20 protein-coding genes are annotated in these 20467 nt (G+C 63.2%); 6 read left to right on the plus strand and 14 right to left on the minus strand.

The annotated features are described in order from the left end of the window. Positions 1–16: 16 nt before the first annotated feature. Positions 17–1588, minus strand: coding sequence for an L-aspartate oxidase (locus tag LMT64_RS09670; protein WP_126352105.1), 1572 nt, complete (start codon positions 1586–1588; stop codon positions 17–19). A 121-nt stretch (positions 1589–1709) separates the two neighbouring features. Continuing rightward, on the minus strand, positions 1710–2273 hold the full coding sequence (locus LMT64_RS09675; protein WP_126352104.1) for a hypothetical protein: 564 nt from the start codon (positions 2271–2273) through the stop codon (positions 1710–1712). A 10-nt stretch (positions 2274–2283) separates the two neighbouring features. On the opposite strand from LMT64_RS09675, the gene LMT64_RS09680 reads away from it, so the two are divergent. Then, positions 2284–2721: a hypothetical protein gene (locus LMT64_RS09680; protein ID WP_126352103.1), complete on the plus strand. Its 438-nt coding sequence runs from the start codon at positions 2284–2286 to the stop codon at positions 2719–2721. Positions 2722–2763: 42 nt separating this feature from the next. Here the strand turns inward: LMT64_RS09680 and LMT64_RS09685 are convergent, their stop codons facing one another. Then, entirely contained in the window at positions 2764–3657 is an 894-nt protein-coding gene (locus LMT64_RS09685) for an RluA family pseudouridine synthase (protein ID WP_126352102.1), read from the minus strand. After that, positions 3644–4831 carry an amidohydrolase gene (locus LMT64_RS09690; protein WP_126352101.1) on the minus strand — a complete coding sequence of 396 codons (1188 nt, stop codon included), beginning with the start codon at positions 4829–4831 and terminating at the stop codon, positions 3644–3646. Before LMT64_RS09690 ends, LMT64_RS09685 begins: the two co-directional genes overlap by 14 nt. Positions 4832–4891: 60 nt before the next feature. On the opposite strand from LMT64_RS09690, the gene LMT64_RS09695 reads away from it, so the two are divergent. Then, positions 4892–5458, plus strand: coding sequence for a peptidylprolyl isomerase (locus LMT64_RS09695; RefSeq protein ID WP_126352100.1), 567 nt, complete (start codon positions 4892–4894; stop codon positions 5456–5458). A gap of 85 nt (positions 5459–5543) precedes the next feature. On the opposite strand, the gene bshB1 is transcribed toward LMT64_RS09695, so the two are convergent. Continuing rightward, positions 5544–6263, minus strand: a complete 720-nt coding sequence (gene bshB1 / locus LMT64_RS09700; RefSeq protein ID WP_126352099.1) for a bacillithiol biosynthesis deacetylase BshB1 — start codon at positions 6261–6263, stop codon at positions 5544–5546. A 220-nt stretch (positions 6264–6483) separates the two neighbouring features. Here bshB1 and LMT64_RS09705 point away from each other — a divergent pair, with 220 nt between their 5' ends. After that, the gene (locus LMT64_RS09705; RefSeq protein ID WP_126352098.1) at positions 6484–7416 is read left to right on the plus strand and encodes a magnesium transporter CorA family protein; all 933 of its coding nucleotides are present in this window, start codon (positions 6484–6486) and stop codon (positions 7414–7416) included. A gap of 88 nt (positions 7417–7504) precedes the next feature. On the opposite strand, the gene yidC is transcribed toward LMT64_RS09705, so the two are convergent. Then, positions 7505–9082 (minus strand): YidC/Oxa1 family membrane protein insertase, encoded by a 1578-nt coding sequence (gene yidC / locus LMT64_RS09710; protein ID WP_126352097.1) that lies wholly within the window; start codon positions 9080–9082, stop codon positions 7505–7507. Between the two features lie 611 nt (positions 9083–9693). Here yidC and rpmF point away from each other — a divergent pair. Beyond that, positions 9694–9876 (plus strand): 50S ribosomal protein L32, encoded by a 183-nt coding sequence (rpmF, locus tag LMT64_RS09715; protein WP_126352096.1) that lies wholly within the window; start codon positions 9694–9696, stop codon positions 9874–9876. Positions 9877–10128: 252 nt separating this feature from the next. On the opposite strand, the gene ubiE is transcribed toward rpmF, so the two are convergent. From ubiE to LMT64_RS09730, 3 genes are all read right to left on the minus strand, one after another. Continuing rightward, the gene (gene ubiE / locus LMT64_RS09720; RefSeq protein WP_126352095.1) at positions 10129–10872 is read right to left on the minus strand and encodes a bifunctional demethylmenaquinone methyltransferase/2-methoxy-6-polyprenyl-1,4-benzoquinol methylase UbiE; all 744 of its coding nucleotides are present in this window, start codon (positions 10870–10872) and stop codon (positions 10129–10131) included. A 55-nt stretch (positions 10873–10927) separates the two neighbouring features. Continuing rightward, positions 10928–12115 (minus strand): glycine C-acetyltransferase, encoded by a 1188-nt coding sequence (locus LMT64_RS09725; RefSeq protein WP_126352094.1) that lies wholly within the window; start codon positions 12113–12115, stop codon positions 10928–10930. Between the two features lie 75 nt (positions 12116–12190). Then, positions 12191–12394, minus strand: a complete 204-nt coding sequence (locus LMT64_RS09730) for a helix-turn-helix domain-containing protein (protein WP_126352093.1) — start codon at positions 12392–12394, stop codon at positions 12191–12193. A 299-nt stretch (positions 12395–12693) separates the two neighbouring features. Here LMT64_RS09730 and LMT64_RS09735 point away from each other — a divergent pair, with 299 nt between their 5' ends. Continuing rightward, positions 12694–13575, plus strand: a complete 882-nt coding sequence (locus tag LMT64_RS09735; protein ID WP_229253196.1) for a GNAT family N-acetyltransferase — start codon at positions 12694–12696, stop codon at positions 13573–13575. A gap of 9 nt (positions 13576–13584) precedes the next feature. On the opposite strand, the gene LMT64_RS09740 is transcribed toward LMT64_RS09735, so the two are convergent. From LMT64_RS09740 to LMT64_RS09755, 4 genes are all read right to left on the minus strand, one after another. Then, a complete protein-coding gene (locus tag LMT64_RS09740) occupies positions 13585–15537 on the minus strand; it encodes an aminotransferase class I/II-fold pyridoxal phosphate-dependent enzyme (protein ID WP_229253197.1) in 1953 nt (650 codons plus the stop codon). A gap of 437 nt (positions 15538–15974) precedes the next feature. Next, complete coding sequence (locus tag LMT64_RS09745; protein WP_126352091.1) at positions 15975–16727, minus strand: amino acid ABC transporter ATP-binding protein; 753 nt, start codon at positions 16725–16727, stop codon at positions 15975–15977. Beyond that, positions 16724–17383: an amino acid ABC transporter permease gene (locus tag LMT64_RS09750; protein ID WP_126352090.1), complete on the minus strand. Its 660-nt coding sequence runs from the start codon at positions 17381–17383 to the stop codon at positions 16724–16726. The genes LMT64_RS09745 and LMT64_RS09750 overlap by 4 nt, the downstream gene beginning before the upstream one ends. Before the next feature lie 106 nt (positions 17384–17489). After that, the gene (locus LMT64_RS09755; protein WP_126352089.1) at positions 17490–18350 is read right to left on the minus strand and encodes a basic amino acid ABC transporter substrate-binding protein; all 861 of its coding nucleotides are present in this window, start codon (positions 18348–18350) and stop codon (positions 17490–17492) included. A gap of 268 nt (positions 18351–18618) precedes the next feature. Here LMT64_RS09755 and LMT64_RS09760 point away from each other — a divergent pair, with 268 nt between their 5' ends. After that, complete coding sequence (locus LMT64_RS09760) at positions 18619–19785, plus strand: prepilin peptidase (protein ID WP_229253198.1); 1167 nt, start codon at positions 18619–18621, stop codon at positions 19783–19785. A 6-nt stretch (positions 19786–19791) separates the two neighbouring features. Here LMT64_RS09760 and LMT64_RS09765 read toward each other — a convergent pair whose 3' ends face one another. Further along, the gene (locus LMT64_RS09765; RefSeq protein WP_126352087.1) at positions 19792–20466 is read right to left on the minus strand and encodes an arginase; all 675 of its coding nucleotides are present in this window, start codon (positions 20464–20466) and stop codon (positions 19792–19794) included. Position 20467: the final 1 nt, after the last annotated feature.

Raw genomic sequence — 20467 nt, forward strand, 5'->3', positions numbered from 1 at the left:
ACGTTGGTGAAAGAAATCACTTGTTAAGGGCAAAAAAAGAGTTTGGCTGTGGTTGCAGATCAAGGTCGGTCGAAGATACAGGAACCGTCCGCTGCTCCCAGACCGCTGGCCCGCCAGGTGGTGCCGGGCACAGCCTCAGATCGGCATGACAGGCTTGTGGGGCTGCCTGCTCAAAGTCTGAGCGGGCATGGGTGCCACGGGTTTCCTGGCGTGCCAGAGCCGCTTGCAACACGGCAGCAGCCAGCAGCACGTTGGCGGCATCAGGCGTGGTTGCTTTGTCTGACGTATGCAAGTAAACCTCCGGCCAGATGTCCAGCGCCGCCTGCAACTCCGGGCCGCAACGTTCCAGCCCAGCCGCCGCCGCAAAAACTGGCTGCACGGCGGCCCACGACACTCCTGCAGGCAGCGATAAGGCTGGCGTCGCTTCTGGCTTGCCACTGGCACGGGCCGGGGCCAACTCCGCTGCCGCCTGCGCGGCCCGCGCCCCGAAGACCAGCCCTTCGGACAGGCTGTTGCTGGCCAGGCGGTTGGCTCCGTGCAGACCCACCGAGGCGGCTTCACCCGCGACCAGCAGACCCGGAACACTACTGCGGCCCCACAGATCGGTTCGGACACCGCCCACGCTGTAGTGAGCGGCGGGTTGCACTTCCACGGGGCCCGCGCTGAACTCCAGGCCCACCTGTGCCAGCCGCGCCGTGATGTTGGGAAAGCGCCGCCGCACCTCTGCGGCGCCCAGGTGAGAGATGTCCAGCGTGACCTGGCCGGTGGCTCGCCGCTGGGCCGCAATAGCGCGGGCCACCACGTCACGGGGAGCCAGCTCGGCCTGGGGGTCCAGCGCGGGCATGAAGCGTTCGCCCAGGCCATTTCGCAGCACCCCACCCGCCCCACGGACCGCCTCAGAGACCAGCAGCGCCGCGCCGTCATGCAGCACCGCGGTCGGGTGAAACTGCACGAATTCCAGGTCGCGCAGCACCGCGCCAGCCAGGGCAGCCAAGACCAGTCCCTGCCCAGTGGTGCCTGCTGGGGCTGTTCCAACCGGATAGAGCCGCCCATAACCGCCGGTGGCCAGCAGCACGGCATGGGTCAGCAGCCGAGTCTCACCGACACCTACACCCACCACCCGACCCCCATCCAGCAGCAACTGGTCTACCTGGGTGTGTTCCAGCACCGTCACTCCGGCCTCGCGGACCCGCGCCGCCAGAGTCTCGCTGACGGCACGGCCCGTCGCGTCCCCATAGGCGTGCCAGATGCGGCTGCGACTGTGCCCGCCCTCGCGCACCCGGTCTGGCGCAAAGGGCACGCCCAGATCATGCAAGCGCTGGATATGGCTGTGAGCTTCCCCCACGAACGTCTCTACGGCGGCTGCGTCACACAGGCCGCGTCCAGCTGCGAGGGTATCGGCGGCGTGGGCGTCCTCATCCCAGCCAGCCAGCGGGGCGGCCACTCCACCCTGCGCCCAGCGGGTGCTGCCCCCTGGCAACTCGCCAGCACAGATCAGCGTGACCTGTAGTCCGAGGCGTCGGCCTTCCAGCGCCGCGTACAGACCAGCCACGCCAGCCCCAACCACCACCAGATCAGGCTGGGACATGGTCAGCAAGGGGAATAAATTGTGCTTGTGAAAAAAAGAACATGCGCGAGAAATATTGTAACCTTCGTTGCTCAATTCCTGCCATCATCCGTCCTTAGATGATGAACAGTCCAGTGAGTGGTCAGATGGGTTCTAGCCAGAATGCCCCACCCACTCCCAGTCGCGGCTCCAGCTGTAACGTAGTTTTGCTGTCTGAAAGCGGCGCGACCAAGTGGCCCTGCAACCCGGTGGATGTCGCTGCATAGCTGTCCAGTACACCGTAATGCTGGGTGCGCAGGCTGAACTCGAAACCTACGGTGGGCCAAGCCTGCGTCCAGTTGTGGTCCAGTCGCCGCTCCAGGCCATGGCCCAGGCGGTAGCCCCAGTAGCCCCGCGCCCGCAGCGGCATCTCCTCAGCCATCAGCGCCTGGTTCAGCCCCAGCAGCCAGGTCCAGGGCTGCACCGCCCGCGCCCCGCCGGACAGTGGTACGCGCCAGGCTCCCAGTTGCGGCGCCAGAGCGACAGCCAGGGCGTCCCGCTCTGGGACGTCCAGCCCCAGCCGGGCCGACCAGAAGCGCAGCAGTACCGCCGCCGTCTGCGGACCGCAGCCCACCAGACCACCCCGCCACTCGCATTGCCCCGCGTCACTTTCGAGCGGAAAGGGAAATGGGTGCCAGGTTAGGTTGTCTTGTTCTGTAAATGACATAATTACACCTATGGAATACGGAGCTATGGCGGGAGAGGGGCGGGTGATGGAGCGTTTGCAACAGGTACTGGCCGAGTCTATCGCCCAGCAACTGGAAGGCTACGGCCACGGTCACACCGAGGCCCAGCTGCTGGCTGCTCTGGCCCTGGAGCGGCTGCACACCGTGCTGCAAGTGCGCGATGAACCCGGCACAGAGTTTGCACGGATGCAGCCCGGCGACCTCAGCACCCTCTGGGAAGAGCTGCGCTCTGCTGGAGCGGGCCGCCTGCTGCTGGACATCCGCCCGGCCAGCGACCCACAAGCAGCCGAACGCGGTGATATCGCCGTGAACGTGGTGGAAGTCGAGCGCCGTGAGGACTGGGGCGCGGGCGATTTTATTGAGGATTCCGCCTTCGAAATGCACCTGCGCCGCGAAGAACTGCTGGCCCGCCTCAGCCGGACAAACTAGCGGAAGTGAGCGGCGCTTCCCCTCTGCACAGGAGGGGCTTTTTTATTGTCCCACATCCAGTGCCGCCGGAACCGGGGCCGACACCGACCAGTCCTCCCCAGTCAGAGGATGGGTGAGCGAGAGCCGTTCGGCGTGCAGCAGGTAGCCCAGGTCAGAAGGGACGGCCTCTGGACGGGCTGCGCCGCCTGGCAGATAGAGAGGATCGTCCAGCAGCGGAAATCCTGCCGCCGCCAGATGAATCCGGATCTGGTGGGGCCGCCCAGTATCAATATCCACCTCAAAGAGCGTGCTCTCTGCGCGGCGTTCCAGTACCCGTGCGCGGCTGCGCGAAGGTTTGCCGTCTGGAGCAGCGGCGTACACCTGACCCAGTTTGGGATGCGCCACAGGGCCAACCGGCGTGCGGAGATCGTAGCGGTCCTGCGGGGCCACGCCAGCGCTCAGCGCCCGGTAACGCTTGTGAATGCGTCCGCTGCGCCAGTCGGCTGACAGCTGCGCGGTCACAGGGCGCGTGAGGCCACACAGCACCACCCCCGATGTGCCACGCCCCAAACGGTGCAGCGGCGTGGCTGTGGGATGGTCACGGCGTAGCAGGGTCAGCAGCGTATGGTCCAGAAACCCTCCGGCTGGCAGTGTGGGTAGCCCAGGTGGCTTATGAACGGCCAGCAGCGCCGCATCCTGAAACAGCACGTCGTAGTGCAGCGGCACGGCCTCCTCCTGCCAGGGCGGGCGCTGCCAAGCCAGGGCGTCTCCGGCCTGCAACTGCTCAGCGCCATGTGCCGCTTGACCGTTCAGCGTCACCTCACCACCCGCCAGCCGGGCTGCCCAGGTGGCCTGATCCGAATGGGCATAAAAGCGGGTGTAGTAGTCCAGCACGCTCAGGCCCGCGCCCTGAGTGCCTACGCGCTCACGGTAGCAGTGACCGTTATTCAGGGTCATCTGCCGCAGGCTGCGTGAAGTGCCGCGCCGCTGCCGTCAGCATCAGCACGCCGGTTTCCAGGGCCGACTCGTCCAGCGTAAAGCGGGGGTGGTGATGCGGCCACTCGCTGTCCGTTTCCGGTGACCCGCTCCCGATCGCGAAATAACACCCTGGAGCCTTCTGCAAATAGGCGCTGAAATCCTCGCCTGCTGCCCAGCGCTCAGGCGTCTGCACCCGCTCTGGCCCCACCACCTCACGGGCCAGGGCTGTCAGCTCGTCGGCCACCCAGTCCGTGTTCACCACCGGGCGGTAGGCGTACAGGTATTCAAAGTCGTACTCGGCCCCGTGTGCGGCGCAGATTCCGGCAATGATGCGTTCCAGCAGCTGCGGAGCCTGCTCACGCAGTTCAGGGCTGAAGACCCGCACGGTGGCCGCCAGCCGCGCCGTTTCGGGGATGACGTTGTCGGCAGTCCCGGCGTGGAACTGCGTGACCGACACCACCAGTGGATCAAAAGGCGAGACGTTGCGGCTGACCACGTGCTGCAAGTTGGTGACCACCTGCGCCGCCACGGCAATCGGGTCAACCGTCAGCTCCGGCATGCCGCCGTGACCACCCTTACCGCGAATGGTCAGCTGAAATGAATCCGGCGACGCCATAAATTCGCCTGCTCGCACCAGCACCGTGCCTGCCGGATACATGCTCAGCAGGTGCAGACCCAGCGCCAGGTCTACCCCGTCCATCAGTGGGGTCTGGAAGACCAGTTCCTCGGCTCCACCGGGTGGCTGTTCCTCAGCGTGCTGGAAGATGAAACGTATTTCGCCGCTGAGGCGGCTGCGCTCCTCACTCAGCATGTGCGCTGCCGCCAGCAGCATCGCCGCGTGACCGTCGTGGCCGCAGGCGTGCATGATCCCGTCTGTCTGCGAGCGGTATTCGAAGGTATTGTCCTCGGTGATCGGCAGCGCGTCTATGTCGGCCCGCAGCAGGACCGTGCGTCCTGGCCCCGCCGCGCCGCGCAGCACGGCCAGAACGCTGGTAGGCGTGAGTTGGCTGACTTCCAACCCCGGCATGGCTTCCAACTGGGCGCGGAGATAAGCCGCCGTCTGGTGTTCCTGAAAGCTCAATTCGGGGTGCTGGTGCAGATATCTACGCCACTGAACGACCTGATCTAAGAGAGGAGCGGGCAGCTTGTCCATCCATTTAGATTAGGGGATCAGCCTGCGACATACCCCCATCCCGTCCGGCACAATGGAAGCATGGATCAATTTATTCCTGACGGCTATCAGCTTTCCCCCGAACTGAGCAGCGAGCGCCAGACCCAGTTCTCGGCTGCTCCTGAACTGGGCCAGGGCACCGAACCCGGCAAGGACTACATGGCCGTGTTTGAAACCAGCCAGGGCCGCATCGTGCTGGATCTGTTCCAAGACGACGCACCCATGACCGTCAACAGCTTCGCGTACCTGCTACGCAACCACTTTTACGACGGCATCAAGTTCCACCGCGTCATTGACCAGTTTATGGCGCAGACCGGCGACCCCACCGGCACTGGCATGGGTGGCCCCGGCTACCGCTTTGAGGACGAGTTCGGCTCGGATCATCGCCACGACGGCCCCGGCGTACTGAGCATGGCCAACGCCGGCCCTGGCACCAACGGCAGCCAGTTCTTCATCACCTTTACGGCCACCCCACATCTGGACGGCCGCCACACCGTCTTTGGCCGCGTGGTCGAGGGACTGGACGTGCTGGACAGGCTCAAGCGCATCCAGCCTGGGATGCCCGGCGAGCCGGACAGCATCCAGCGGGCTTATCTGGTCGAAAAATAAGTCTTTGAGTGTTACCCCATCAGCAAGAAGCGAGCAGAAGGCTCAGGGAAATCATTCCTGAGCCTTCTTTCTGATCTTATGCGTTTTACAGCCCTTCCGGGTCCAGCAGCAGTTCTCCCTCTACCCCGAAAGCTTCGGCATAGCGCACCCGTGCCAGAGTGCCCCAGTACATCAGACGGGCACGGCGGCGGTCTACCACCTCAGGCGTGACCGTCTCGCTGACCACCTCGCCACCGAATTGCGACCTGTGCGCTCGGATGGCGGCTTCCCAGCGCGGCAAGCTGGCCGCGACATCTACCAACACATGGGGCCGAATATCGGCGTTGCCCTGAAACAGCAGCACCCGTGCCGGCCGGTGCGGCTCACCGGCCACCTGAGCCTGGTGCAGTCCCGCCAAGTGCAGCGCCCGCCGTGCCAGCGCGTATGCACCGTAATGATCCGGATGACGGTCTGATGGGTGCGGCACCACCAGTACGCGGGGCCTGAGCTGGCGCAGGGCAGCCGCCAGCGCTCTGGCCTGTGCTGGCTCGTCACGTAGGTCGCCATCCGGCAGGCCCAGCGTGCCGCGCCACTTCAGGCCCAGGTGCACGGCTGCTGCCACGCATTCCTCCATTCGCACCTCAGGTGTACCCAGGGTGCCCATTTCCCCCCGCGACAACTCCAGCACGCCTACCGCCTGCCCAGCGTCCCCGACGCGAATCAGGGTGCCGCCTGCGCCAATTTCGGCGTCGTCCGGGTGTGGGGCCAGGCACAGCCAATCCAGTGGCTGCACTGTGCCGTAGGTCGTCTGCAACGTATAGATCATGGCTTTCAGCATAGCGGCGCATACCCTTGACGAATACTGCATACCGCGCTATAGTTTTGAACATAACCGCTCCGAGTGAGCGGGTTTTTTATTGGCGTCCGCAGAGGCGGGGCGGCCCGCCACTGATAGTCGCTCCGAGTGAGCGGGTTTTTTTTGGCTGGTTGCTGGCAGCGGTGCCCACACAGACGCCTGTACTCGGGCGGCGTTCTACACTGCTGACGTGATTGAGGCCACCGACTTTTCCGGGCAGCCGGTCAGCTGGGCCAAAGGACAAAGTCCTGAAGGTCTCTGGCTCCATGCCACGGCCCCCAGCCGGGACGAGCTCGTCCTGCTGGACCGGATCTATCCCATGAATGAGCTGGCGCTGGAAGACGCCCTAGAGTCAGGACACCCCAGCCACTACCAGAAATATCCGGAGGGTGACTTTATGACCTTCCGTACCCTGGCAGATCCAGGCAAACTGAGTGAGGACTCCGAGCGGATCAGTATCTTTCTGTATCCGGGCAGCCTGCTTACCCTGGCGACCGAGCCGCTGCCGTACTTGGACCGCGTACGCGAAATCGTCGGGCGCGAGTCGGTCGATACTCCTGCCGAAGTCACCTTCGAACTGCTAGATCTGGGCGCCGAGAGCTACTCGGTCTTTATGCGAGCACTCGAACACCAGATTGACGCCCTGGAACAGCAGATGTTCGACACCTCAACGCGGCGTGAGACGGCCAATCTGGTGCAGATAGTATTTGACCTCAAGCAGCGGCTGAACCATGCTCGGCGGCTGGCCTTGGACACCCAGGACGCCCTGAACCTGATGGCACGGCACGCCAGTGTGTCCGACAGCGACTTGCTGCGTTTTCGCGATGTGCGCGACAGCATGAACCGCCTCTCCAAACGCATGGACACAGGCCGTGACAACCTCAGCAACCTCCTGACCATTCATTCCAGCGTGCAGAGTCAGCGCATGAATGAAGTGATGCGGACCCTGGCAGCGGTGAGCACCGTGTTTCTGCCACTTACCTTCCTTGCGGGCGTCTGGGGCATGAACTTTGACCATATGCCCGAACTGCACTGGATCAGCGGCTACGCCCTGGCCTGGGCCAGTTTCTTGCTGGTGGGCCTGACCCTGGCCTGGGTCTTCAAACGGCGCGGCTGGTGGTAAGTGTAAGTGAGCTGCAGCAAACCGGTGAACGACAGAAGGCGGCCAGGAGTTCTTCCCATCGCCTTCTATCTTTTACTTGCTGCCTCTGTCAATCTTTGGGCGCGTCGATCACCTTGGTGCTTTTGCGCTTGGTGCTGCCGGAGGGGACCGTTTTCTGGACCGTCTGGGCGGCGTGGGCGGCTTCAGCCTCCACCTGTTTGTTCACGATGAACTGCTGCAATACCCCGATCGCCGTGGAAATAATCAGATAGATGCTGACCCCGGCAGGGAAAATCAGCGCAAAGTACACGAAGAACAGGTAAATAATGGCCTGCTGGCGGAACATTTCCGGGGTCTTGCGGGTGCTCATCCACAACTGCGCCATGTTGGTGACGAGGTACAGCACCGGCAGGATCCACAGTGGGTCGGGAATCGCCAGGTCCGGCATCCACAAGAAGCCCGAATCGAACTCGAAGTTGCGAATGGTGGACCACAGTGCGATCAAGACCGGCATAGGCAGGAACATGGAAAAGCAGCCTGCCGGATTGAAGTTGTTTTCCTTGTAGAGCGCGGCCATTTCCATCTGCATCTGCATCTGGCTTTCGCGGTCCTTCTGGTCTTTGTAGCGGTCCTGAATCTCCTTCATTTTGGGCTGCAGGATCTGCATCTTGGCGGCGGTGCGGGCCTGTGACTGCATCAGTGGCCACATCACCAAGCGCACCAGCACGGCAATCAAGAGGATCACGATGCCCCAGTCACCCACCAGGCGGTGCAGGAATTCCATGATGCTGACCAGCCCTAAGCTGATATGTCCGAACCAGTTGGGGTCGAACACGCCAGGCATCTGGGCAAAGCCCGTCTGGGTCAGGTGAATCAGCTCGTTGCGGCCACCGTACACATCCACCGAGCTGTTGCCGCTCAGGCCCAGGGCCAGTTGGGCATTGCTGCCGCCGGTCATGTTCACGTCAATCTGGGTGTCGCCTGCCGGACGCAACAAAAGAGCTGGTGACATCTGATTGGGTGGCACGTGCTGCATGGCAGCGTAGCGAATGTTCTCCACGCTGGTGACTCCGGCTCCCTGCACGGTGGCGGACTCGCCTACAGTCGGCAAGGCACGCACACGTGGGTTGCCCTCGTTGGCCAGACCCGGCAGCACCATTTGATACTCACCGACATCGCCGCCCACCTCGGTCTGCACATTGATCAGGTAGTTGCGGGTATGGATAGTCACGGTCTTGGTGATTGGCACGCCGCCCTGCTCGTAACGGAAGACCGCCACCTGCTCGTTGGTTTCTTCGTTGTTGGTCAGCTGCGGCTCCTGCGCCTGCACCGGGGCGTCAGCGTCCAGACCCTCAGCCTGAATCGCCAGGGCGGGGCCGTTTACCAGGTTGGTGATTCCGCGCTCGTTTTGCAGGGCCGTGAAGTCGAACGTGCCGTCCCGGTTTTCCTTGATGTAGGGTGACCCGGCATAGTTCTTGACGTACCAACCGATAATTTCGCCCTTGTTGTTGAAGACGATATCGGCCAGATTGGTGCGGGAAATGCTCTCGCTGCCCTGCTGGCCGTCAAAGTCGGCCTGAATCCAGTCCTGAGTCAAGGTATGCCCGAATGGAGGAATGGGTCCGGTGCTTCCACAGCCTGTGAGCAGCAACGCGCCGCCCATCGCAAGGAGTAATTTTTTGGTCATCTTCAAATTCCTTCACTGGATTGGATTGGCCTGACCCTGGCTGATGCTCGGTCGGGTGGCCCTCTGCGTGATTGATCTCGTGATCTGGCATGGTGACACTGGCTCTTTGGCCAGCCTGATCTGGGGGACCGCTACCGCGCCCAATGTCTCATTACGGGGTTGTCCGCGTCTGTGTTCCCGACCGGCAACCTTCACAGCTGACACCAACGGCAGCCAAAAGGCCATTTCCGGCAAGACACTGCCGTACAGTCTAAAGCCCACAGGAGGCTATAGCGCTACGGCAGCTTAGCAATCCGCCCAGAGCACACGCCGGGGCAGATGACTGCATGCCAAGGAGCGGCAGTCCCAAAAGCGTCTGAGACACAGAACACTTCTGACGCGATCTGTGAATCTACACCTTACATACGGCTGGCCACGAGACTTGCTCCAGGCCCCATACCATGTGATACACTGCCTGCTGTTCTCTTGCGCCTCTGAGGCCACTTGGAGGAGAGCGAGAAAGGCACGGGCGCCCGCCCGCGGCCCCGGCATACACCAGGGCAGCTTACGCCGCCACTGCCCCGGCGCAGGACCAGATTAGCCCTGCCAAATCAGCCACAAGGAGTTGAACCATGTCCAAAAAGCCTGTACCCAAGAAGAAAACCAGCAAGAGCAAGCGCGACATGCGCCGTAGCCACCATGCCCTGAGCGCCCCTGCCCTGAGCGAGTGCCCCCAGTGCTCCTCCAAGAAGCTGAGCCACCACGTGTGCCCCAGCTGCGGCTATTACAATGGCCGTCAGGTGCTGAGCGTCTAATTCACGCCCCGTAAGCAAGACTCCTCCCTCTGTGGAGGAGTTTTTTTATGTCTTTTGCGAGTGGCTGTGCATCTCCATTAGAGAAGACCCACTGCCTATGCCGCGCCGAAGCTGACAGAGGCTCACGCCACAACTTCCGGGTTCAGATAATAAAAAACCCGCTCACTTGGAGCGGTTATGTTCGAAACTATAGCGCCGTATGCAGTATTCGTCAAGCTTATGCGGCCCACCTGGACAACAGCTGGTCCACGTTTAGCGCTTTTCAGCCACCCAGAGTCCGGCAATCCCGAAGGAGAGGGGGCGGTAGCGTGCGCTGAAACCCGCCTCACGCATCATCTGGAGCAGCTGGGCAGGCTTGGGAAAGGCCAGCACGCTTTCGGGCAGGTAGGTGTAGGCCCCGCCGTCTCCGCTTACCATGGCACCAATACGCGGCAGCATCTGCTGAAAGTACAGGCGGTAGGCATCCCCGAACAGGTTCTCGGCAGGCGGTGGGAATTCCAGGATGACCAGCCTACCGCCGGGAGCCAGAACGCGGTGCATCTCGCGCAGACCCTGGCGGTAATCGCTGAAGTTGCGGAAGCCGAACGTGCAGGTCACAGCGTCAAAAGAAGCGTCCGGATAGGGAAGGTCTAGGGCGTCTCCCTCTTCCCAGGTCACGTCCAGGCCAGCCTTATCGCCCTTTTCACGGGCAATGGCCAGCATTTTAGGGACAAAGTCGCTGCCGGTCACGGTGGCATAAGGAGCGCGGCGGCGCAGCATCAGCGCAAAGTCGCCGGTGCCCGTGGCAATGTCCAGCACGCGGCGTGGAGCTTTGGCCAGGGCCTCACCCGCCGCCGTGTGCCGCCAGGTCTGATCCACGCCCAGGCTGAGCACCCGGTTCAGCAGGTCGTAGTGTGGGGCGATAGACGCGAACATCTGTTGCACGTCCGCGCCTTTATCTTGGCCGTCGCCCACGGCAGGTTTGCGGGGAGGCTGGTTAGGGTTGGGGTCGGTCATGGCCCCGCCATGTTAGGGCACATCCAAATAAGCCTGCAGGGCAAGCGTCATCCGATCAGCGAATCACGCCCAGTTCACGGCCTACCTCGGCGTAGGCAGCCAGCGCTTGATCCAGGTCCTCACGGGTATGCTCGGCGGTGATGATGTTGCGGATACGCGCCAGATCCTTCGGGACCGTCGGAAAGCCCAGACCCACGGCGAAAATCCCCCGGTCCAGCAGCATCCGGCTGGCCTCAAACGCGGCGGACGCCTCACCGAAAATGACCGGAGTGATCGGTGTTTCGCTGCCCAGGTGATCAAAGCCCAACCGCTCGATTTCGGCCTTGAAGTAGTGGGTGTTGTCCCACAGCCGCTTCATAAAGCTGGGATCCTCCTGCACCAGATCAATCGCCGCCGAGAGTGCCCCCACCACCGCTGGCGGCTGAGCGGTACTGAATAGGTAAGGCCGCGCCCGGTTGATCAGCAGTTCGCGCAGGTCGGCGTGGCCCGCTGCGTAGCCGCCCACCACCCCCCACGCTTTGGACAGCGTGCCTACCTGAATCACGTCGTCCTCCTGATCGAAGCCGAAATGATGCACCGTGCCGCGCCCCGCTTCACCCAGCACGCCGGAACCGTGGGCATCGTCCACATAGGTCACGGCCCCGTAGCGGCGAGCCACCGCCACGATCCGGTCCAGTGGAGCAATGTCGCCGTCCATGCTGAATACGCCGTCAGTCACAACTAGCTTGAGGCCGTCCGTGTCGTTTTCCCTCAGCGCCCGTTCCAGGTCATCCATGTCGGCGTGTTTATAGATTTTCTTGGTCGCTTTGGTCAGCCGCAGGCCGTCAATGATGCTGGCGTGGTTCAGCTCGTCACTGATCACCACGTCGCCTTCCTTGAGTACGGTGCCCAGCACGCCCTGATTGGTGGTGAAGCCCGAATGCAGCACCAGTGCGCTGCCCGTGTGCTTGAAGCGGGCCAGCTGCTCCTCGAAATCCTCGTGGATCTGCATGGTTCCGGCGATGGTCCGCACCGCTCCGGCCCCCGCGCCCCAGTCACGCAGGTAGGCCGCCGCCCGCTCCTTGATGACCGGATGATCGGCAAAGCCCAGATAGTTGTTGGAGGCCAGGTTGATGACGTCCTGGCCCGCAATACGGCTGTGCGCCCGGTTGGGGCTTTCCAGTACACGGGGATGAATCAGCAGCCCGGAGTCACGCAGGCCCTGAAGTTCGCTCTGTAGGCGGTCAGTAAGGGAGATGGACATGCCTCCATTCTAAGGAGCTGTCCAAGCAGGAGCACTCATTTGGCGCAGTGAGACGGTTAAGGTCTTTTTACCCGTTCAGGCGCTCAGTTCCAGGTCCAGTCCCAGAAAGCGCCACAGCGCCCGGCGGTGAATCCGCATTCCCCCGGGGGTTTCGGCGGCGCGCAGGCGACCATCACGAATCCAGCGGCGCACGGTGCGCTCGTGGGTGCAGGTAAAGTCAGCGACTTCGCTGACCTTGAGCAGTTTGGGCAGGGTTTTGTACTGGCGTTCCAGAGTCATAGCGGGCCTCCAAAGCAAAAGAGGCCACCATGCGGCAGCCCCTCCCGGTCAGATTCCAATTTGCGCTGAAAAGCAAGCTCCCTGGCTCCCCCACACGCCAGCGGCGGCAGGGCAAAGTCAGGGGCTGGGGCGTTCGCTTTCAACTTGGGCTGAGGCTAGCATGACCCCTGTCACGTTTGGGTCAGCGCACGCTGAAACTTTATTCAGAAATCTCAGAGAAATACATGACGCCCCAGCTAAGCCATTTGGCGTACGCAGGCCACATGACAACCAGCCCGACCAGACGCCACCTTGAAGCCATGATCACCCCCACCCTTCGTCCTATGCAAGCCGCCGACGCCTCAGCGGTAGCAGCCCTTCAGAACGCTGCCTGCCGTGGGCTGTGGCACATCACGCCAGCCGAGGTGCTGGCCCAGACGGGTCAGCGAAGGGTGGTCGAGCAAGCGGGCCACCTGGTGGGCGGCGCCCGGCTTTATCCTTTTGGCTTAGGTGCCGAAGATGCCCTGCGCCTGAGCCTCTGCGGCGACGCGGCCCACTTTTCAGCGCTGTACCTGCACCTCCTGGCAGCGGCAGACCTGAGCGGCTGCACCCGGGTACTGGGCGTGGTCCGTGAGGACTGGGCCGAGCAGGTCGGCTTCTTTCAGGCGGCAGGCTTTGCCAATGTCTGGCAAACCTACGGCGCAAGGCTGGACCTGACTGGCTTTGACTTTGCCCGCTTCGCACCGGAGTTGGAGCGGCTGTATCTGGAGGGGCACGAAATCCGCGAATGGCCTGCCGACGGCGACGCGGCGCAGCTTTATGCACTGGACCAGCAGTTTCAAGCGGACGCTCCGGCTACGCCGGTCACACCTACCGCCCACCGCCCCCTGTCCGCTTTTGCCGAAGAACTGCGGCGGCAGCGCACCTGGGTGCTCTGGCGGGGAGATGAGCCACTGGCCTTCACCACCTTTCACGCGCCCTACGGCATTCCCGACAGCGCCGGGACCGTCACCCGGCGAGGCGAGCGCGGACGGGGCCTCGCGGCGGCCCTCAAAGCCCATGCACTGGAAGAACTACGGCGCGAAGGGAATACGCAAACCAGTACCGGCGGCGCAGTCGCCAATCTGCCGATGCTGCGTGTCAACCTGCGGCTGGGCTACTGTCCGGAACCGATGTGGCTGACCTTCGAGCGCCCACTGTAAGGGTTGGCTTCAGTCCAGCCCATCCAGAAAACAGACTGCTGCGGCCAGCACCGCTTCGCGCGCTTCACGGTGGGGCGTGTGACCGCAGTGGGGCAGCACCAACGTCTGCACTGGCCCCTGCACGGCCTCAGCGGTGCGCCAGACCTGCGCCAGCGTGCCGAATTCGTCGTCGCGGCCCTGCATGACCAGCAGCGGAGCCTGGATGCGGCCCAGTAGCGGTTCGATGGTCCAGTCCCGGTACTCCTCCGACAGCCAAGTGTCGGTCCAGGCACGGTACAACGCCTGAACCCGCTCAGGGGTGCCGTGATAGCGCCTCAGCCGCTCGGCGATATCGCCCGTCTGATAAGCCTGCGCCGCTGCCTCGACACCGCGCCGGGTCAGGTTCTCATTGAAGATATGACCGCTCTCAGTGACGGCTCCGGCCACCCGCTCAGGGCGCAGGGCCGCCGCCAGCAGCGCAATGCTAGCGCCATCGCTATGACCGAACAGCACGGCCCGCTCTACTCCCGCCGCGTCCAGTAGGGCTGGGAGCACCTCATCCGCCTCACGGTTCAGGTAATCCGTGTCTCTGGCCCACACAAAGTCGTCTGAATGCCCGTAGCCGAAGCGGTCATAGATCAGCGCGTGCCGCCCCGACGCCTGCGCCAGTGTCTGCGGAAAGTCACGCCAGGTCGCCGCACTGCCCAGCGAATCATGGAGAAAGACCAACGGCGCACGGTGATCAGCCGGGCCACCTGCCGGATGCCGCAACCAGCGCACGGCACAGAACCGATCCCCCAGCCCCAGCGCGGAGCCGACATTCAGCCGCTCTTCGCTGACTTGCAATTCGCCCTGCTGCATGCTGACGATCGCTTCACCCAGCCGGGCGATGCCTTCACGAATCTGATCCTCATCGTTAAAGGCAAAGCACAGCCGGATATAGTTCGGCGCTTGACCGTCCACCGCAAACAGATTGCCTGGCTTGAAGGTCACGCCGTAAGAGTGGGCGCGGGGTTCCAGCTGCTCGGCCACCATGTCAGGCGGCAGGCGCAACCACACGAAATATCCGCCGTCCGGCTCGCGAAACGAGCAATCGGCAAAGGCCGGAGCGCGCAGGCTCTCGACCATGACGCGGGCGCGTGCCCCAAAGGTTTCCAGGATTTCGCCCAGATAGCGGTCCATCAGCCCCAGTTCCAGCACCGAGCTGACCATCGAAGCGCCGATGGGGTTGGTTCCACCCGCGCTCTGGAGGGTCGGGTTGGTCACCAGATATTCCAACATGTCACGCCGGGCGTGAATCCAGCCCACCCGCAGCCCCGGTGCCAGAATCTTGGAAAAGGTGCCCAGCGAGATGACCCGCCCACTGTCCACATACGACGAATACGAGGGCGGCGTCTCGCCACGGTAGGTCAGCAGGTGATACACCTCGTCGGCCACGATATACAGGTCATATTTTTCAGCCAGGGCCACCAGCGCTTCGCGGCGTTCGCGGCTCTGGGTCAACCCGGTGGGGTTGTGGTGGGTGGGAATGGTGTAAATCAGCCGGGGGCGGTGCTGCCGGATCAGCGCTTCCAGGGCTGTCAGCTCCAGGCCTTCATCGTCCATCGGCGCGGAAATCACGTTCAGGCCGTGACTTTGCATGATGTCGGGCGACGCGAAATAGGTGGTGCTCTCGATGATGACGCTCTGCCCCGGCCCCGCCAACATGGTGCAGACCATGTCCAGCCCGCCGGAGATCCCCCCCGAGATCAGCAAATCCTGGGCATTCAGTTGCAGGTCATAGTGACGGTTCAGAAAAGCGGCCAGTTGCTCACGCAAGTGCGGATCGCCCCACTCGTCGCCGTACTGCAGAAAATAGGCGTCGCCCTGCGCGAAGCGGTGCTGGGACGCCTGCTCAAAGACGGAATGGGGCAGCAAGGCATCGGCGGGATAGCCCAGGCCCAGGTTGATCATCTGGGTTTTGGGGAGGGTAGCGGAGGTCATGGGGGAACGTCCTTTCTTTATGAATAAACCTGGAGACAGTAGGCTCGACTCCCGGCAGCGTGCGCCGACTGGGAGTCGCGTTACTTCCTACTCTGACGCCTGATCCGGCCCGCTGACAACCCCCTGCGGAGGAAGAAGGCGGAAGGCGGAAAGCGAAAGAGCCCACTGGAGAGTCTGTGCCAACCCATACCCATCCAAAGTCGGCCCGCAGGCCCTCAGACCCGAGGACTCTTCAACCCCCAGACGGGCAGAACCCTACGCTTGCTCCCTTCTCCCTTTTGCGTTGCGCACGCAACCACGAAGGCGGTTTTTTGGTTGATACTCGCCTCCGCTCGCGGGAGCAACGGATACTCACCTCCGCTCGCGGGAGCAACGGATACTCACCTCCGCTCGCGGGAGCAACGGATACTCACCTCCGCTCGCGGGAGCGGGAGCAACTAGTGATTCAGCACCCGGCTGAGGAAGTTCTGGGTCCGCTCCAGCCGGGGTGCCCCGAAGAACTCGGCGGGCGGCAGGTCTTCGAGCAACTGGCCCTGGTCCATAAACACCACCCGGTCGGCCACTTCACGGGCAAAGCCCATCTCGTGCGTGACCACGATCATGGTCATGCCTTCGTTCGCCAAGCCGCGCATCACGTCCAGCACCTCGCCCACCACTTCGGGATCTAACGCGGAGGTGGGTTCGTCGAACAGCATGACCTGCGGCTGCATGGCCAGCGCCCGCGCAATCGCCACGCGCTGCTGCTGCCCGCCTGAGAGCTGCGGCGGAAACTTGTGGGCTTGCTCAGCGATCCCCACCCGTTTCAACAGCGACATGGCCCGTTCCTGCGCCTGCGCTGGGCTCAGGCCGCGCAGTTTGACCGGGGCCAGCGTCACGTTGTCCAGCACGCTCATGTGCGGGAACAGATTGAACTGCTGAAACACCATGCCCACCTCACGGCGCACCAGCGGCAGGTTGCGCGTCTCCGACAGACGGTGACCGTTGACCACGATGTCACCCTGCTGGAACTCCTCCAGGCGGTTGATGCAGCGGATCAGGGTGGACTTGCCGGACCCCGACGGCCCCACGATCACCACTTTTTCGCCGCTCCCAACCTGCATCTTCACGTCCCGCAGCACGTGATGCTTGCCGAACCATTTGCCGAGGCCCTGAATGTCGATAATCGGTGCGTTACTCACCTGTGCCGTCATCTCTTGTCCCCCTCACCCCAGCGCTGCTCTATACGGTTAGAGACGAAGCTCAGCACCAGCGTCATAGCCAGATACACGATCGAGATGGCCAGGTACATCTCGAACGGTTTGTAGGTCCGGGCCGCCACGATCTGCCCGGCGCGGGTCAGTTCCACCAGCGCGATGGCCGAGAGCAGCGAAGTGTTCTTGAGCAGGTTCAGCGCCTCGTTGACCAGCGGCGGTAGCACCCGGCGGAAGGCCTGGGGCAGCACGATATAGCGCATGGTATCGCGCGGCGAGAAGCCCAGCGACAGTGACGCTTCGGTCTGCCCACGCGGCACACCCTGAATGCCGGAGCGCATAATTTCCGCGACATAAGCACCGGAATTCAGCGAAAACGCCAACAGACCCGCTGGCAGCGGCTCCATGTTGATCCCCGTGATTTGCGGCAAGCCGAAATAGATCAGGAAAATCTGTACCAGCAGCGGCGTACCGCGAATCAGTTCAATGTAAGCCGTGGCCAGCCAGCGCAGCGGCGCGATGCCCGACAACCGGGCCAACGCCACCAGCGTCCCGATGATGATGCCGGCCAGCAGCGACACTGCCGTGATGATGAGGGTCAGCCGGGCGCCTTCCAGCAGGTACGGCATGCTCTCGGCGATCAGTTGAAAATCCATACTTCTCCCCTGCGGATATTCCTCTCAGGCCCAGTCCAGGCAGGCAGAGGAAAGATGAAAAGGTGGCCCAGAACTCCAGGCCACCCACGTTACGGCGTCTGGGTAATTATTCGGTGAACCACTTGGCGCGCATGGCTTCCAGCTCACCGTTGCCTTGCAGGGTCGCCAGAGCAGCGTTCAGCTCGGCCACCAGGTCGGTGCATTCCAGCTGGGTGGCCAGCGCCTTGCTGCCGCCGTCCATCTCGCCGGCCAGCTTCACGTCGCTGTGAACCTTGACGTACTCCTCACCCACTGGGGCGTCCACGATCATGGAGTCGATCTGGCCGGACTTCAGGGCGCCCAGCGCGTCGCTGAAGAGGTTGAAGTCGCGTACATCAGCTCCTTCGATTTCGCGGGCCATGTCAGCCTGCACCGTGCCCAGCTGTACACCCACAGTCTTGCCACTCAGGTTTTCGGCGCTTGTCACAGTGTTGTCGTCCGCCGCCACCACGATTACGTTGATGGTTTCCTCGTAGGGATCGGTAAAGGCCACCGACTCGGCGCGCTCTGGCGTCACCGACAGGCCCGCCGCAATCAGATCGGCGCGGCCCGCAACCAGCGAGGGAATCAGGCCGTCGAAGCCCTGCCCAGTGAACTCGGCCTTCACGCCCATTTCCTCGGCCAGGGCGTTCACCATATCCACGTCAAAGCCCACGATGTTGTTCTGATCGTCGGTGGACTCGTAGGGCGGGTAGTCCGGGCTGGTGATCACGCGCAGTCCGTCGGCCCGGATACGGTCCATGCAGGCGCCGCCCGTGGTAGCTGGAGTGGTGGCCGCCTCGGTGGTGGCCGTTTCCGTGGTCGTGGTGGTTTCAGCCGGAGCCGTCTCGGTCTGGGTGGTCGTGGTGGTCGTCTTCTCGGCAGGAGAGTTACAGGCGCCCAGCAGCAGTGGGGCGAGCATCAATGGGAACAGCAGGGTCTTTTTCATGGGATTTCCTTTTGGGTTATGCCAGATTCTTGGGAAGAAATGAGGGAACAGAGTCGCTGTATAGATGCAGCACTGAACTTGGGCATAAAGCGCGGGCTGCTGGCCTTCACGGGGCGTCAGACGTAGAAAGGCCAGCCACTGAACCCGCTTCTACAATTGCAGAATAGTACACCCACACCGATATGTATTCAAGCTGATGTATGCGTCTCCTATACGGCCTCGGCCGACAGGAGAACTCTGTGAGACTGCACACCCTAAACTGCCGGGCGTGGACCTGCTGCCCCTGCCGTTCATCCTGCTCAGTGCCCTGATCTTCGGGCTGCTGGTCGGCTCTTTTACCAATGTGCTGATCTGGCGTCTGCCGCGTGGCGAGAACATTTCCTTTCCGCCCAGTCACTGCCCGAACTGTGACCATGCGCTGGCCCCGCGTGATCTGGTGCCCGTGCTGTCGTGGCTCAGTCTGCGCGGCAAGTGCCGCTACTGCGCGGCCCCGATCAAGCCACGCTATCCGGTTATCGAGCTGATTTCGGGGGTGGCTTATGCGCTGATTGCGTACTTTTATCCACCAGCGCTCTATGGCCTGGGCACGCTGGGGCTGACACTGTTTTTCACCATCCTGCTGGCAGGGAGCGCCATTGACTTGGACACCTACACCATCCCCGACGAGCTGACCCTGCCGGGTGTGGGCCTAGGTTTGGGTTTCGCGGCGCTGGCAGGCAGTGGACTGGCTGCGGGCGGCCTACCCAACTTTGCTGAAGCGCTGGCAGGGGCGCTGACGGGCGCGGGCCTGCTGATGACCATTGATCTGATCGGCTCGTGGGTGCTGCGGCGCTTCCGCGAGCGGCAGTACCCTGACGCGCCCATCGGACATCAGCAAATCGCGCTGGCCCTACTGGTCGGAGCTTGGGCCGGGCCGCTGTGGGGCATGGGCGCGGCGCTGCTGTCGGCGGCGGTCAATGCGGGCACCCGCCGGGTGGTTCGCATTCCCGAACTGCTCACACTGGGCGGGGCACTGCTCAGCCTGGCGCTGGGCGTGAACTTGGGGCGTGACCCGCTAGAGCTGGTGAATGGAGGCTTGCAGGGCGCAGGGGCAGCCGCCCTGATCGCTGGGCTGTACTGGTGGATTCAATACGCCTGGATTCAGAAAGGGACTGGACAGACCGAGGCCGAAGAGGACGCTCCCTTCGACCCCAGCGCGATGGGCTTTGGAGACGTGAAGCTGGCCGGGGCCATCGGCGCGTTTCTGGGCGTGAGTGGCGTGCTGGTCAGCGTGGGCGTGGCTGTGTTCGCCGGGGCCATCCTGGGCGCAGCGCAGATGCTGCTGAAAGCCGAAAACCGCCTGAAGTTCGGCCCCTATCTGGCCATAGGCGCCGTGGTGGCGATGCTGTGGGGTGACGCGGTGGTCGGCTGGTACCGGGGGCTGCTGGGGTTGTAGCAACAGCTACACCTGCCCCTCTCTGCGGAGCGGCTCTACCAGCACCTCCGCGCCCAAATCCTCCGCCAGCGCCCAGAACTCGCGGTCGTGGGCGGGGTTGGTCCAGGCGGGTGACTGCACCAGCAGCAGCGCGGTCACCTGTTCCGGCGGGGGAAGTTCGGCGCTGCGGGTCAGGGTGACGCTCTCCAGCAGGGGCGCGGGGAGCAGTGCGTCCAATTCAGCCTGGGTGCGGGCCAGATCGTAGCCCTCAGCCACCGGCAACTCCGCGTGCCAGACGGGATAGCGGCACTCGTAGCGGCGCACCAATCCAGCTGACAGCGCCAGCCCAGCCCAGTTGCCGGGGCGCAGGCGGGTACTGTCGCCACTGAAGCTGCTCAGATCGTGGTGACTGTCTATGTTCAGCACGTCCTGGCCTGGCCAGCGCTCCAGCCAGGGCCAGATGTCAGCGTGCGACAGGGTCACGGCCGTAGGAGTACCCGCATACTGCCGCAAGTCGGGCCAGCCGGGGTACAGCGGAAAGTCGCTGTCCAGCGCCTCCCAGTTGGTGCCGCCACGCCGCGCCGCCCGCTGCTGCCAGGCCGCCAGGCGGTCATGATCGCGGTCCGGCGTGCCCCAGATCGGCGCGTCGAACACCAGTTCACGGGTGCCGGAGTAGGCGTCCCAGTCCACGGAAAGCAGCATG

The organism is Deinococcus radiophilus (assembly GCF_020889625.1).
Lineage (GTDB): Bacteria > Deinococcota > Deinococci > Deinococcales > Deinococcaceae > Deinococcus > Deinococcus radiophilus.